Raw genomic sequence first — 14,233 nt, forward strand, 5'->3', positions numbered from 1 at the left:
GTGTGCTAACAATTTGTCTACTTTTTTTTCGCCAAACTGGAAACTGTGATGGGGCCGTAGCGTCATGCTAGCCTGTTGTTTTAATGCGGATTAGCCTGATCGATATGAGGATCAATCAAAGATGACAACGCAACGGCGTGATCTGCGGCGGGGGGCCACAATTTGGGGCGGCGCGGTGTTCCTCGTCTGTGTTTTGCCGCTAATTTTTTCGTCTAACAGCGCAATTCTTGTTTTGACCCAGATGGCAATTACTATTGTCTTTGCAATGTCTTACAACATGGTTCTGGGGCAAGCTGGATTGCTGAGCTTTGGTCATGCGGTTTACATGGGCGTGGGTGGTTTTGCCGCTGTGCATGTGATGAACGGGGCGCTGGGCAGTGCGGTGTATCTGCCGATTTTACCCTTGTTTGGCGGGTTGTTTTCCCTTGGCGTTGCAACGGTGATCGGCGGGTTTTCGACTCGGCGTGGCGGCACATCTTTTGCGATGATTTCCCTTGGTGTGGTGGAGTTGGTGGCATCCTTCTCCATCATCGTCGTGGCTTTCTTTCGCGGTGGTGGCATGTTGTGGGACCGTACAGACGGGCCGCAGATCCTCGGGTTGGATTTTGCGCAACACCTAGACGTGTATTTTCTGGTGACAGGCTGGATGCTGATCAGTGTGGCGGCCATGTATGTGTTCACCCAAACCCCTATGGGGCGGCTGGCAAATGCAGTGCGCGACAATCCTGAACGCGTTGAATTTGTGGGGTATTCAGCAAGATGGGTGCGGTTTATTTCGTTTTGCGGGGCTGGATTTTTTGCAGGGGTCGCAGGGGCGCTTTCTGCCATTGCTTTTGAAATTGCCAGTGCAGAAAACCTGACGGTTCAGGCCTCTGGCACCATTTTGTTGATTACGTTTCTGGGCGGCATTGGCGTGTTTTATGGTCCGATTTTAGGGGCCATTGTGTTCACGCTGTTGCAAACCGTTCTTAGCCTGCACACAGACTTATGGGAGCTGTATGTGGGCGTGTTGTTCTTGGCCACGGTGATGTATTTTCCAGGTGGGTTGGCGGGGCTGTTGGCTTTGCACTTGTTGCCTGTTCGACTTGGTAAAATGGGAATGTTGTGGGGGCCATACCTGCGCGTTTTGCTGCCATCGGGGATTGGCGTGTTAGGCTGCGCCGCGTTTGCAGAGATGCTCTATCATTCGCAGAAATCAATCGTAGATGGCAGTGAAATGCCGCTGTTTGGGATGGTGGTTGATACGGATCACTTTCTGCCGTGGGCGGGTGCCTGTGGTGTTGCAATCCTTGGAATAGCGGTGGCACGGCGGCAACGACCGATCCTCGCGGATGCGTGGAATAGGGCGACAATTGTGGATTAAGCACCTTTGGGTGTGGCAAGCAACCACAAGCCCAAAACCGTGTAGCCAATCATGAAAACCGACAAGGGAATTTGGCTGATCAACACGCCACGCCGCGTTGAAAAATAATCTGCGGCCACGCGATGGGACAGCAGGATCGCGATGATGTGGCCGATGACAATTGCTCCTGCTTGGGTAAGGAAAATTACCCGCTGTGTGGCCAGTGTGTTGAAAAATCCAGTGGTGACATAAAATTGGCCAAGCCCAAGGAAATCCGCCCCTGTTTGCCATGGATCGGACAAAGCTTTGACGGTGTATTGAATGTCTACAAGGAGGCTCGGTAAAAAATGGGCAAAGTGGTACACGAAGGCAATGGGCAGGATGGTCAACGCTTGCCGGCAAAACATTTCGCTGCGGTGTGATGCAGGGGTGGTCAGGTATATCAGGCCGTAAAACAACGCAATCAACAGCAGATTTGCCGCCAGCAACCCTGCGATTGTTTCCCCAATGATGGCGGATCGTCCTGGAAATTCCAGCGGGTTCAGGCCCAACTGCGCCAGCCAGAAAAACGTTTCGTTAAAACCATCAAATGTCCCTGTGCCAAGCAGAGTAAGCGAAAACAGCGCGAGTGTGATGGGTGGTGTTTTGGCGGCCACAATGCGCCAGCCCGGAAAGCCGAAATGAAACCGTTCATCGCGGCCAAAGGCGGAAATCTGTGCAAGTAGAGCCAGAAACACGGTGATAAATTCGCCCCGTTTCAGCCAATCCCGCCCAAAGATCACCATCATCAAAAACGTGAAAATCCAATAAAGGCTGCCAAGGATCGCAAGCTGGATCGGATCCGTGGCCGCGGGGTTGGAAATGCCGAAGGCGTTGAAAGCAAACAGCAACCAGATTGCGGGCCAATACCCCAAACTGGTGGGCAGTTTGGCGGGTGGGTCTCCATCCCCCATCAGCACAGAATAGAGCCCCGCCCACGGGTTCACCCAATCCCAAAGTTGGCCAAACTTGCCACAGAAAATCACGAATAGGATCCAAAACAGGGTCCAGGTTGTAAGCGACATCAGGTTTGCCAACGGATCACTCGGCCCAAACAGACCGATCCAAATGAGGCAAGCGAAGATCATGCTCGACACAAGGCTTGGCAAAACGGTGAAGGGGGCTGGGGCACGACCAAAGGTCAGCGGCGTGAACAATCGGGTCAGTTGTCCATGATTAAGCCCTGCAGCAAGCAGGATCGTAACAACCACCGCGATTGCGCCTGCGGTGATGTAAATTTCTGTTGGTAACAACAGGATCAACCCTTGAGAGCCTGCATGGGCGAGGACCAAGGTGGGCAGCAAAAACAACAAAAGAGTACAGAGCGCGCGCATCATGGGGCGACGTTAGGGGAGTTTGCCTGCGATTTGAAAGGTAAAAACGATGGATGGTGTTTTGCATCTGACCACGCGGCTTGCGCAGCGCATATTCTGTGTTACGGATTTCAAAGTAATTTCTGAAAGGACTCGACATGGCACAGGGGCTCTATCCAAAACAGGCAAAGCGGTCTTCTTATGACGTGGTCATTGTGGGCGGGGCCATGTACGGTGCGTCTGTGTCGTGGTGGCTGACCGATTGTGCGGGGTTTGATGGCACAATTTTGGTGATAGAACGGGACGCGAGTTACGCGTTTTCCTCCACCGCGCACACCAACAGCTGTATTCGCCAGCAATTCAGCGCACCGATCAACATTAAAGTGTCTCAATTTGGGGCCGAGTTTATTAAAAATTTTCGCAGTTTTATGGGCGGGGATGAGCGCGTGCCCGACATCCTGCTGCAAAGCTATGGCTATATGTACATGGCCAATACCGAGGCTTTTGCGAACACTTTGCGCGATGTGCAGGTTATTCAACAGGCCGAAGGGGCTGGGACTAAGTTTTGGTCGCGCGACGAAATTGCTGCCGCCTATCCGTTTTACAATCTGGATGGGATTATTGGAGCCAACCACAATTTGGTGGATGAAGGGTATTTCGATGGGGGCACGATTTTTGATTGGTGGAAACGATCAGGGCGCGAGCGGGGTGTGGAATACATCGAAAACGAAGTGGTTTCGATGCAGAAAAACGCCGCTGGCACGGCGGTGGACAGTGTAACCTTGAAATCTGGCGAGGTAATTTCTTGTGGCACGGTCGTGAACGCATCAGGGCCGCGCGCGGCCCGTACCGCAGCGATGGTTGGCGTTCCTCTGCCCGTTGAGCCGCGCAAAAGGTACACTTATATTTTTGATGCGGAAAAACCGCTCGATCAGGATTTACCCCTTACGATTGATCCAAATGGGGTGCATATGCGCACCGATGGGGCCTATTATCTGGCGGGGGGCGGTGCGGATGAACACACCGAGGAGGCCGCAGACTATGATGATTTTGAGCAGGACCATTCCTTGTGGGAATCAAAATTCTGGCCTGCCATCGCCAACAGAATTCCGCAGTTCGAAGCCATCAAGTTGGTGAATTCGTGGGCAGGGCACTACGCCTATAACCTGCTGGATCAAAACGCCATCATCGGGCGGCACACAAAGATTGATAACTTTGTATTTGTGAACGGGTTTTCTGGCCATGGCTTCCAGCAATCCCCCGCCATGGGGCGCGGCGTGGCCGAATTGATCGCCTATGGCGAATATCGGTCCTTGGATTTGACGCCCTTTGAATACAAACGGATCGAAGACAACGCGGCGTTTTTGGAAAAAGCCGTGATCTAGGGCAGGGTAGAACTGCTTTACAATCCCTATGTGTCGTGCGTTACTAGGTCAGTCTTTCTGACACATCTTATCATCGTTTGTACCCTGTTGGACAGGGAGGGGCGACTTGGCTGGAGGGTTTGGCATGCAGATTTTTATCAATGGGTTTGGGCGTATTGGGCGCACGTTGATGCGCCAGCTGATGACGGATGCGCATAAAGATATTGAAATCGTTGGGATAAATGACATCGCGGCGCTTGATATGTGTGCATATTTGCTGCGTTACGATTCCGTTTTTGGGCCGTTTCCACAGTCAGTTGAAATGGCCGAGGGGGCGATTGTGATTGCGGGTCGGCGCATTCCTTTCACATCTGAACGGGATATTTCGCGGTTAAACTTGTCAGGCGTTGACGTGGTTTTAGAATGTGCAGGCACGGCGCAAACACGTGATGTGGCGGAGCGGGGGCTACAGGCAGGAGCCAAAGCGGTGTTGATTTCTGGCCCATCTGCAGCAGCGGATAAAACCGTTGTGCTCGGGGCGAACGAGCAGATTTTGGGGGATGCCAAGATCGTGTCGAACGCCTCTTGCACCACCAACGCCATTGCCCCGTTGTTACAGGTGCTTGAAGGCCATTGGGGTGTGGCGCGTGCGCATATCACCACGATCCATTGTTATACGGGCAGCCAACCCACCGTTGATGCGCCCGCAGCGAGTTTTGCGCGCAGCCGCGCGGCGGGGGTGTCGATGGTTCCCACAAGCACCAGCGCAGCACAGCAGATTTTTGGGGTGCTGCCTGCGTTTTCTGATCGCTTGAGCATCGCAGCCGTGCGCGTGCCAGTGATCAGCGTGTCCGCCGTTGACGCGGTGGTTCAGCTGAAAACGCCGCTGGCAGACCCTGTTGAAACAATAGCGCGCGCCATTGCAGAGCGATCCGACGTGATTGGGGTGACGGATGATCCCGTTGTGTCCACCGATATGCGCGGGCGGCCTGAGAGCCTGATCCTTGCGGCGTTAGAAAGTCAAATTGTCGGGGCCAATCAAATCAGGCTGTATGGTTGGTATGACAATGAATGGGGGTTTTCCGCACGAATGATCGACATGGCAAGGCTGATAGCAAAACGGAAGTGATGCCTGAGAGCGAACGCTCATTCAGTTTGACATGTTCAGTTGGTCCGTGTCGGTCAAGGCAAGCCATAAATCCATACACTGACGTTCGATCGTTTCGAGGTCTTTTACAGGGTCAACATCAGGGTGTTCGATTGACGTGCGCAGCAACTGTGTATCCTGCAGGATTTTGGCGATCCGCGGTTGCAGGGTATGTGCGTAATTCGCAACGATCACTTCGGTTAAATTGTCCACATTTTCGCGCCAGCGCCCTTCGTCAGAGTTTTTGAACCCTGATTTTTCAATGGCGGTTTGCACCTTGGATTTCAGCTCCCCCGCAGACAGATCAGATTTGGTCACATAATCTTTGCAACCCGTTTTCATGGCCTCAACCGCGATGGTGGATCGGTCATCCCCAGTAATCATGATCGTAGCAGCATTGGCGTTTTTGGGATGACGTTGGATCAGTTTCAGCGCGTCCAAACCCGTGCCATAAGTCAGGTTATAGTCGATCAGAACCACATCAAATTCCATCGCATCCAAACACTGTTTGAGCGATTTGAGCGTGTCAGCCTCGTTCAGAACAAATGGAAGACCAGCCATGTTGAACAGCCGGCGGATTTTGGCGCGGTCGAATTTGTCATCGTCCAAAATCAGCGCATTGATTGTGTTGTTGGTGGGAATACTCACTGCATTTGAACTGTTGGTTTGGATCGCACTCATCAGAAATCACCTCTGTTTAAACACCATTTGGCCAAGCAAACTGAGGCCATAGGGACGCCGAATTTCACACACCGCGTGCCACCCCTTCATGCCGTTCCCCGCGTTGCGTTATGTCTTGGATGACAGAACTGTGCCGCAAAAACGTTAACGAGGCCTTAACTTGCGCATTATTCGCCGTGGCCCCAACGAGGTATTCCCTTAAATTCATTGAAAATTCCGCCTAAATGGCGGCGTTGGTTTGAGGCCGATGGGCACGATCCATTAACTTGGCAGCTCGACAACTTTGGAAAACGCGTCAATCATATCGAGCGCTTTGACAAAGCTGTCACCGAGATCGTCTTTGACGATGTACCCTGCGATATTGTTGGAATAGGCAGCGGCCACATCTGTTGGGGCGTCTGACGTGGATAAAACAAAGATGACAGCGCGGTGAAGACGGCTGTCTTTGCGGACTTCTTCAAGAAATTCAAAGCCGTTCATACGGGGCATGTTCAGGTCTAAAATAACAAGAAATGGGGGCAGAAATTCCCGTTCGCCCTGTTCACCGCGCAAGATTTCCAATCCTTCTAAACCGTCCTTGGCCACCGCAATCGGATTGACGATTTTGAGCTTTTTGATTGCCCGTTTGACCGCCATCACGCTGACCATATCATCGTCAATGATCAGAAACTTAACGGCGGTTAAATCTTTGGGGTCTTGCATGGCTGGCTCCTTGGCGCGGGTTAGGCAGCGGTTTTAAGATCAGTGCGAATGATGGAACGTTTTGGCAGGTCGAATACAAAAGTGGCTCCGCGCCCCGTAGTGGGATCAGAATGCAGTTCGATGGTGCCATCATAGTGTTCAACAGATTTACGAATGATTGACAGGCCCAGCCCCGATCCTTCGACTTCGTCCCGCGGTTTGAGCGTTTCAAACAGGCCAAACACGCGGTCTTGAAATTCTGCTGGGATGCCTGGACCATCATCTGTCACGGATATCTGGATGCGGTTTTGTTCAATTCCCGCATGCACGGTAATCGAGCCCGTTTTCTGGTCATGATGTTTGACGCTGTTGCTGATCAGGTTCAACAGAATTTGCCGCAATGGCGTGGCGTAGGTCAGTACTTTGTCAGGGGTGCCAGTATAGGTGACATTAAAATTGCCCTCTGGATCGACAAAATCTGCAATCTCTTGCACCACGTCTTTGATAGACAGGTGAATAAGGTCTTTTTCCTCTTGGCCGACGCGGGAATATTCCAGCAAATCGGACAGCAAAGCATTCAGCCGTTCCACCCGATTTTTCAACAGCGCCATATTGGCCGCGCCGTCTTCGGAAAAGACGTTTTCGTCGTCTTCCAATGTCCATTCCAATAAGTCCTGAATGGCACGAAGCGGGGAGCGTAGATCATGGGCCGCCGCATAGGCAAATTTTTCCAGCTCTTGATTGGACCGATGCAATTCGGTCGCGTTCACCTTAAACACATCCAGCGCTTCGGCGATCGCGGCAAGTTCGTCTTTGCCTTGAACTTGCACATCGTATTGCGTGTTGCCCTCTGCAATAGAGGTCACAGCTTTGGTCAGGCGGGCCATGCGTTGGCTGATTTGGCGTTCAAGAATAACCAGTGTCGCGCTGCCGATGACGACAAAGGAAATGAACAGCGTGAACGCCATGCCGATGATCAAGGTGCGGGCGGATTTTGATAAATCGGTCCGCGCCGCAGACAATTGCTGGCCTGCATTTGCATTCAACAGTGCAGATAAATCGGAAATCTGGCGGATCGGCGCGTCTTGGGCCAGCAAAAGCGCATCTAAACGGTCTTGCTCGGCTTTCTTTTCATAAACCTCTTGAACCAATCCGTTTTCAGAAAACAGGGTGCTGCGCAAATCTGACAAAGAGCGTGCAAGGGCAAGACGCGACGGGTTTTGGGGCAATTGCCCTGTCAAAACAACGATGTTTCGCAAATCAAAGCGCAGCGTTTGCACATTGGTTTCGATTGCACGGCGCGAGTCGAGGTTTTGCAACGTGTCTGCCTTGGCCAACAGCGCATCAACCTGCAGTGTTATGGCAGTGATTGTATTGGCAATGGCCAGATCATTGCTGATGTTGCGCAACAAAAATGCCCCCTGTTGATCCGTGGTGCGTTCGGCCTGTGCCATGGTGTTTTCGGTGCGCTGAGCGGCTTCAAAACTTAGGGTTTCCAGATCGGAACGCATGGTTTCACGCAAGCGATTTAACTGGTCCGTTAGGGCTGCAAGATGCCCTGCATGCAACAAATTGGCCTTTTTTGCAGCGATGCTTTGTTCAGCACCTTGGTCAATCTCTTGCAACGCGGTCGCCATGGCACGACTGTCATCGGGGGACAAATCTGTTTTCGCCATTTTTGCAATTGTTTCGCGCAGTTTAATCAAGGTTGTTTCAAGGTTTGATTGAAACGGCGCAAGGTCCGCCAATGACTTTGCCGTGTTCGCGCGTTGGAGCAAAAGAAGCATGTTCTTCAACTCTCGCTCGGTGGTTTCGGTCAACAGAAACACCCCAACAGCAGATTGGGTGAGGTCCGCAACAGAGCGATTGAGCGTGCGCATCTGGTACATAACAACAGCCATTTGAGCGATTAGCACGCAAATGATAATGCAAAACGTGATGCGCAACCGTGGCACAATGCCCGAAGAGATCAGCTGAAAACCTTGCCGCACGTCAAATCACCCGCCCAAATTTCCCTAAAAGTTGAGTATTACTGAAGCGTTAAGGTTTGGTTAATTGTCTTGGGTCATAGATTGCGGATGATTTCCCAAGGGCTGCTCTCATGATCAAACGCAGGGTGAACGTGTATCACATGCCCCAAAATATGCCACGTCGCCGCGTTTTGGGTGCGCTGGCCGCTTGTGTTGCTTTGCCGTTCACAGGGGGGGGCACACGGGCCACGACACCCCCTGATTTCGAACAAAAGATTGCGGATCGCGTGCGGCACTTGGCAGGAGAGTCTGCGCCACAGTTGCGAATATTGCTGCCCAACGGGGCAGGGGGAAACGTGTGGCCAGTGATCCAGAAATTTGTGGATATGACTGGGGTTGCGGTCACAGTCAAAGAAACTCCTGTAGATGATATTAACACTGAATTGCTGTTGGATTCGTTTAGCCAAGCCAAGCGGTTTGATGTGGCTCTGCCTGCCACCTTTGGCCTGCCAGATTTGGCCTCTGCAGGGGCGATATTACCGATCACGGCGTTTGCCAACATTTATGAACCTGCGGGATTTCGGGATGATATCCTGTATGGTGTCGGCGACAAGTTTGACGAAGAAATCTATGGATTTCAAACGGATGGCGATGCCTATGTGATGTTTTATCACAAAGAATGGTTACAAGATGAAACCGAACAGGCGCGGTATGCGGATCGTTTCGGGGCCCCGTTATCCCGCCCAGACACTTGGGGCGAATTGGATCAGCAAATGGCATTTTTCAACCGCCCCGACGATGGGATGTGGGGGGGCTTGTTGTTTCGCACGCCTGCCTATGTTGCGTGGGAATGGTGGGCACGCTTTCATGCCAAAGGGGTTTGGCCGTTTTCAACAGACATGGAGCCACAAATCGCAACAGATGCGGGGGTGGAAGCACTCGAAGATATGGTGCGGGCCAGTGCGCATTTATGCCCCGACAGCACACGCCTTGGGCTGTTTGAAAACTGGGAACGGTTCGCGCGCGGGGATGTGTATTGCAACATTGGATGGGGCGGATCACAAAAGTATTTCAACGGGTCCAAATCTCAGATGCGCGACAATATGGTTTTTGGCCCCTTACCTGGTGGGCAGGTTGACGGGCAACCGCTGGCTACGCCATATTTCAACTGGGGGTGGAATTACGTTGTAACCCGCAACAGCCCGTTGCCAGAAATATCGTATTTGTTTGCGTTGTTTGCCTCGACCCCGTCTATGTCCACGCTCGCGGTGCGCCAGACCGATGGGTATTTCGATCCGTTTCGCCCCGAACATTACGAAGATGCTGGCATTCAAGCGGCGTATTCCAAGGCGTTTCTCAAAGTGCATCGTCATAGCATGGAAAACGCGATCCCCGATTTGTACCTCCAAAACCAGGGCGAATATTTCCGTGCCTTGGGGGATTGGGTGCAACGGGCCCTGCGCCAAGAGGTATCTCCAAAAGTTGCGATGGAACGCGCGGCCATGCGCTGGCGGCTGATTACAAACCGGTCGGACAAAACCAAACAGAAAAAACGCTGGGCGGAGTTGCGCCAAAAATACCCAAAAAATACGCGTAAACTGTTGAAAGATATTACCTAATACATGGATCACGAAGGAGAGCCAAATGGACGGACAGATGGAGCCGAAATCCGACAATTTTGACGAGTTTATCTATGTTCTGAGCCATGATGTACGGGCCTCCGTTCGCGCCTTGGCCGAAATCCCGCAATGGATCAGCGAAGATTTAGAAGCCGAAGGTCAGTCTATTCCAGAGGCTGTAAGCGAATACTTGGGATTGATGAAAACCCATGCAAGGCGAGTGGATCAGATGCTGCTCGATCTGCTGACCTACTCACGGGTCGGGCGCAAACAAGACATCAAGGAAGTGATCCTGTCAGAGGCGTGGCAAAAAGCTGTGCGCTTGTGTCATGTGCCCGACGGGTTTGAATTGGATGTAGCCTTCGAGCATGAAACACTCTGGATGGGAACCCGTGATTGCGAAGTGATGTTGGTGGCGCTGCTGTCAAACGCGATAAAGCACCATACTGGGCCAAACGGGCGCTTTGCTATTCGCTCTGTGGGGGAAGGGGTGCGCGTGGCGCTGCATGTGTCTGACGATGGTCCTGGCATTCCTGAAAACCAGCGCACACGCGTGTTCGAGGTGATGAAAACACTGCGTCCTCGCGATGATGTGGAAGGCAGTGGCATGGGCCTGCCCACGGTGCAAAAGATTGTTGAGTTTTATGGCGGTGAATTGGCGTGGACCCCACCTGACACGGGCCATGGCACAGGATTTACGTTGTATTTCCCGATGTGAGCCGCCCGTTACAGGCGCGTCGTCATTTTGTAATCACGGGCAAAATACAGCCGTGCGAATGTGACACTGACATCGGCGAGCCATGTGGTGCGTTCCACCGTAAACAGGGCCGCATTCACGGGTGCGCCCAAAAACGCGGCGATATCTTCGGTGGCATTGGTGGCGGAAAATTCCAAATTGCCATCCGTAAACGGCACTTCTTGCACCAACCATTCATTGGGGCCAATATCTTTAAACGCATAGCTTTCGGCCTGTGGAACTGCGGCAAGGTTGATCCAACGATCTTCGAACTGATAAGGCGTGTTGCCTTGGTAATGCATACATTTCAGGTGCAAAACGGATGCGGACTCTGGTAAATCCAATCGGGATCGCAGCCAGTTTGGGGCGGGCAGGACATGCCGTTCCACAAGATCATACCGATAGGGCGCACCCGTATCTTCGATTTCGGTGCGAATGATTGGAATGGCAAATTGCGCCCGCCGTGTAGGCGAGGATTTCACCCGCGTGCCCGCTTTGCGTTTGCGTTCTAATATACCCTCATCCACCAGTTCGCGCATGGCACGGCTGACGGTGGCACGCGCACAACCAAAGCTTTCAGCCAGATCAATTTCCCCTGGAAGCAATGTGCCAGGTGTCCATACATTGCTGCGGATTTGGTGCAGGATGTGGTCTTTAATATCCTGATACCCTGTGCGCATCAGACGTCCCTAATCCGCGATGTCAGGTCTTTGATCGCATGTCTGTAACGCTCAAGGATGGCGTCTTCCTGAATGTGACGGCCCTTCTGAACATTGTGGCGTCCCGCGGACCATACATCGGTGACAACACTGTCGTTTGCGCCAAACACCAACCCGTCAAACAGTTGAGACGGGGGCAAGGCACAGAGGCGTTGGTCATTACTGTTGATCGCCACAAGATCAGCGAGTTTACCAACCGCGATTTCGCCATTGTTTCTGGCGAGCGCCTGCGCACCGCCTTTAGCGGCTTGGGTATACAGCGTTGTGCCCGTTGATCCGCCTTCTGGGGCTAAAACATTGCGCGCTCGGTGGTGGAGCCGTTGGGAATATTCAAACAAACGCAGCTCTTCCGTTAGCGAAATATTCACGTTGCTGTCGGTGCCCACCCCAAACGCACCGCCCGCGTTTAGATAGGACTTTCCGTTGAAAATACCGTCGCCTAGGTTTGCTTCTGTCACAGGGCAAAGTCCCGCCACCGCGCCGCTGTGAGCCATGGCGGTGGTTTCTGCATCGCTCATGTGGGTGGCGTGGATCAGGCACCAGCGGTCGTTTACATCCGCATGATCCAGCAGCCATTCAACAGGGCGCGCCCCAAGCGTGGCCTGAACGGCGTCAACTTCGGCGGTTTGCTCTGCAATGTGAATGTGGATAGGCCCGTCAGGCGTTTGGCCGAGGATTTGGGCAAGGTCCGCAGGGGTCGTGGCACGCAGGGAATGGGGCGCGATGCCGACCGCTGTGTCATTGGGCATGTCACGGACCAGTGTTTTACAACGGTCCACCAGCGCGGCAAATTCATCAACAGAATTGCCAAACCGCAATTGCCCCCCAGCCAATGGTTTGCCGCCAATATCCCCGTAGGAATACAGTACCGGCAGATGGGTCAGGCCAATCCCCGTGTCTTGCGCGGCTTTTATGATACGCGAAGACAGTTCGGCTGGGTCATCGTATTTCGTGCCCCCAGCCGCGTTGTGGATATAGTGAAACTCCCCAACCGCCGCATAACCTGCTTTTTGCATTTCCATAAACGCGAGTGCCGCAATTGCACTGATGTGATCTGGGGTCAGATGGTCCAGAAACGCATACATCAGCGTGCGCCAGGTCCAAAAACTTTCGCGGCCTTTTTCACGAAATTCGGTCATACCCGCCATGGCCCGCTGAAAGCTGTGACTGTGCAGATTGGACAAGGCAGGCAGCAGGGTGTCGACACGGGTGTCACCCGTTTGCGGCGTTGCGTTTGATGCAATCGCAGTGATCTCAGTGCCGTCAAGGGTCAGTCGCACATCATTTGACCACCCATCGGAAAGATAGGCGCGGGAAGCAAAAATATTCATCAGCGTCACTTTTTATGTATAGACATAATATTAATAAGACCATACGAAATGGAGAGCAAGAGAGAATCCTATCGGAGGCCGTTGTGACCCAAACCCTTTTGAAAAACTGCCGTATTGCGACAATGGCCGTGGGCGACGCTGCCTATGGATTGGATGGTTCGGATGCCTTGGTGATGGACGGTGAACAAATCGCATGGGTCGGGGTCGTGGCCGATCTGCCTGCACAATATGCGGATATTGAAGCGGTTGATCTGGGCGGGCGTTTGGTGACGCCCGCGTTGATTGATTGCCACACGCATTTGGTGTTTGGCGGCCATCGTGCGATGGAATTTGAAATGCGCTTGAATGGCGCGTCCTACGAAGAAGTGGCCCGCGCTGGGGGTGGAATTGTGTCCACTGTTTCTGCCACACGCGAGGCAAGCGAGGCGGAATTGGTGCGCGGCGCGTTGCCACGGTTAGACGCGCTGATTGCAGAGGGTGTGTCCACGGTAGAAGTGAAATCGGGATATGGTTTGGATGTGGAAACCGAGCTGCGCATGTTGCGTGCGGCTCGTGCGTTGGCAGAACAACGCGACGTGACCATCAAAACCAGCTTTTTGGGTGCCCATGCGGTGCCTGCCGAATATACTGGCCGCGATGATGCGTTCATTGAAGAGGTGTGCATTCCCGCCCTGCACGCCGCGCACGCCGAAGGTTTGGTGGATGCGGTAGATGCGTTTTGTGAAGGCATCGCGTTTCAGCCAGATCAGGTGGCGCGGGTGTTTGATGTGGCGGTGGATTTGGGCTTGCCTGTGAAAATCCATGCAGATCAATTGTCCAACCTTGGTGGGGCCAAAATGGCAGCAGGGTATAAGGCGCTGTCAGCAGATCATATCGAATATCTGGACGAAGCAGGCGTGGCCGCGATTGCAGCATCGGGCACTGTGGCGGTCATTTTGCCTGGTGCGTTTTATACCCTACGCGAAGAACAGGCACCGCCCATCGAATTGCTGCGCAAACATGGGGTGCCGATGGCGGTTGCTACGGATGCGAACCCTGGATCATCACCGATGACGTCTTTGTTGCTGGCCATGAACATGGCGTCCACCCTGTTTCGGGTAACCTGCGAAGAGGCATTGGCTGGCACGACACGGGTTGCGGCCCAAGCGCTGGGCCTGACAGATCGCGGCGTGATCGCGGCTGGGCTTCGTGCGGATTTGGCAGTTTGGGACGCGGAAACACCAGCTGAACTGGTGTATCGCATTGGGTTTAACCCACTACATAAACGTATTGTCGGAGGTGCGCTATGAGC

12 protein-coding genes are annotated in these 14,233 nt (G+C 53.1%); 6 read left to right on the plus strand and 6 right to left on the minus strand.

The window, feature by feature from the left end:
• Positions 1-121: 121 nt before the first annotated feature.
• Positions 122-1,363: a branched-chain amino acid ABC transporter permease gene (locus tag QBD29_RS06515; protein WP_280100503.1), complete on the plus strand. Its 1,242-nt coding sequence runs from the start codon at positions 122-124 to the stop codon at positions 1,361-1,363.
• Here QBD29_RS06515 and QBD29_RS06520 read toward each other — a convergent pair.
• Positions 1,360-2,718, minus strand: coding sequence for a hypothetical protein (locus tag QBD29_RS06520; RefSeq protein ID WP_280100504.1), 1,359 nt, complete (start codon positions 2,716-2,718; stop codon positions 1,360-1,362). The two genes, QBD29_RS06515 and QBD29_RS06520, sit on opposite strands and share 4 nt — an antisense overlap.
• Positions 2,719-2,852: 134 nt before the next feature.
• On the opposite strand from QBD29_RS06520, the gene QBD29_RS06525 reads away from it, so the two are divergent.
• On the plus strand, positions 2,853-4,079 hold the full coding sequence (locus tag QBD29_RS06525; protein ID WP_280100505.1) for an FAD-binding oxidoreductase: 1,227 nt from the start codon (positions 2,853-2,855) through the stop codon (positions 4,077-4,079).
• A gap of 124 nt (positions 4,080-4,203) precedes the next feature.
• Positions 4,204-5,187: a glyceraldehyde 3-phosphate dehydrogenase NAD-binding domain-containing protein gene (locus QBD29_RS06530; protein ID WP_280100506.1), complete on the plus strand. Its 984-nt coding sequence runs from the start codon at positions 4,204-4,206 to the stop codon at positions 5,185-5,187.
• Positions 5,188-5,208: 21 nt separating this feature from the next.
• On the opposite strand, the gene QBD29_RS06535 is transcribed toward QBD29_RS06530, so the two are convergent.
• The 3 genes from QBD29_RS06535 to QBD29_RS06545 all read right to left on the minus strand — a co-directional run bounded on the left by QBD29_RS06535 (position 5,209) and on the right by QBD29_RS06545 (position 8,558).
• A complete protein-coding gene (locus QBD29_RS06535) occupies positions 5,209-5,886 on the minus strand; it encodes a response regulator (RefSeq protein WP_280100507.1) in 678 nt (225 codons plus the stop codon).
• Positions 5,887-6,147: 261 nt separating this feature from the next.
• Positions 6,148-6,588, minus strand: a complete 441-nt coding sequence (locus QBD29_RS06540; protein WP_280100508.1) for a response regulator — start codon at positions 6,586-6,588, stop codon at positions 6,148-6,150.
• Positions 6,589-6,608: 20 nt separating this feature from the next.
• Positions 6,609-8,558 carry a HAMP domain-containing sensor histidine kinase gene (locus QBD29_RS06545; RefSeq protein ID WP_280100509.1) on the minus strand — a complete coding sequence of 650 codons (1,950 nt, stop codon included), beginning with the start codon at positions 8,556-8,558 and terminating at the stop codon, positions 6,609-6,611.
• 110 nt (positions 8,559-8,668) lie between these two features.
• Between QBD29_RS06545 and QBD29_RS06550 the strand changes: the two genes are divergently transcribed.
• The gene (locus QBD29_RS06550; RefSeq protein ID WP_280100510.1) at positions 8,669-10,156 is read left to right on the plus strand and encodes an extracellular solute-binding protein; all 1,488 of its coding nucleotides are present in this window, start codon (positions 8,669-8,671) and stop codon (positions 10,154-10,156) included.
• Positions 10,157-10,181: 25 nt separating this feature from the next.
• Positions 10,182-10,874, plus strand: coding sequence for a HAMP domain-containing sensor histidine kinase (locus QBD29_RS06555; protein WP_280100511.1), 693 nt, complete (start codon positions 10,182-10,184; stop codon positions 10,872-10,874).
• An 8-nt stretch (positions 10,875-10,882) separates the two neighbouring features.
• Here QBD29_RS06555 and QBD29_RS06560 read toward each other — a convergent pair whose 3' ends face one another.
• Both QBD29_RS06560 and QBD29_RS06565 read right to left on the minus strand, forming a co-directional pair.
• On the minus strand, positions 10,883-11,572 hold the full coding sequence (locus QBD29_RS06560; protein WP_280100512.1) for a GntR family transcriptional regulator: 690 nt from the start codon (positions 11,570-11,572) through the stop codon (positions 10,883-10,885).
• Positions 11,572-12,945, minus strand: a complete 1,374-nt coding sequence (locus QBD29_RS06565) for a formimidoylglutamate deiminase (protein WP_280100932.1) — start codon at positions 12,943-12,945, stop codon at positions 11,572-11,574. Before QBD29_RS06565 ends, QBD29_RS06560 begins: the two co-directional genes overlap by 1 nt.
• A gap of 119 nt (positions 12,946-13,064) precedes the next feature.
• Between QBD29_RS06565 and hutI the strand changes: the two genes are divergently transcribed.
• Complete coding sequence (hutI, locus tag QBD29_RS06570; protein WP_280100933.1) at positions 13,065-14,231, plus strand: imidazolonepropionase; 1,167 nt, start codon at positions 13,065-13,067, stop codon at positions 14,229-14,231.
• Positions 14,232-14,233 lie beyond the last annotated feature (2 nt).

Source organism: Amylibacter sp. IMCC11727, assembly GCF_029854195.1.
GTDB lineage: Bacteria > Pseudomonadota > Alphaproteobacteria > Rhodobacterales > Rhodobacteraceae > Amylibacter.

Coding starts and splice junctions, on each gene's coding strand:
- QBD29_RS06530 (WP_280100506.1), top strand. CDS start 4,204: ATGCAGATTTTTATCAATGGGTTTGGGCGTATTGGGCGCACGTTGATG.
- QBD29_RS06525 (WP_280100505.1), top strand. CDS start 2,853: ATGGCACAGGGGCTCTATCCAAAACAGGCAAAGCGGTCTTCTTATGAC.
- QBD29_RS06535 (WP_280100507.1), bottom strand. CDS start 5,886: ATGAGTGCGATCCAAACCAACAGTTCAAATGCAGTGAGTATTCCCACC.
- hutI (WP_280100933.1), top strand. CDS start 13,065: ATGGCCGTGGGCGACGCTGCCTATGGATTGGATGGTTCGGATGCCTTG.
- QBD29_RS06540 (WP_280100508.1), bottom strand. CDS start 6,588: ATGCAAGACCCCAAAGATTTAACCGCCGTTAAGTTTCTGATCATTGAC.
- QBD29_RS06560 (WP_280100512.1), bottom strand. CDS start 11,572: ATGCGCACAGGGTATCAGGATATTAAAGACCACATCCTGCACCAAATC.
- QBD29_RS06515 (WP_280100503.1), top strand. CDS start 122: ATGACAACGCAACGGCGTGATCTGCGGCGGGGGGCCACAATTTGGGGC.
- QBD29_RS06550 (WP_280100510.1), top strand. CDS start 8,669: ATGATCAAACGCAGGGTGAACGTGTATCACATGCCCCAAAATATGCCA.
- QBD29_RS06555 (WP_280100511.1), top strand. CDS start 10,182: ATGGACGGACAGATGGAGCCGAAATCCGACAATTTTGACGAGTTTATC.
- QBD29_RS06520 (WP_280100504.1), bottom strand. CDS start 2,718: ATGATGCGCGCGCTCTGTACTCTTTTGTTGTTTTTGCTGCCCACCTTG.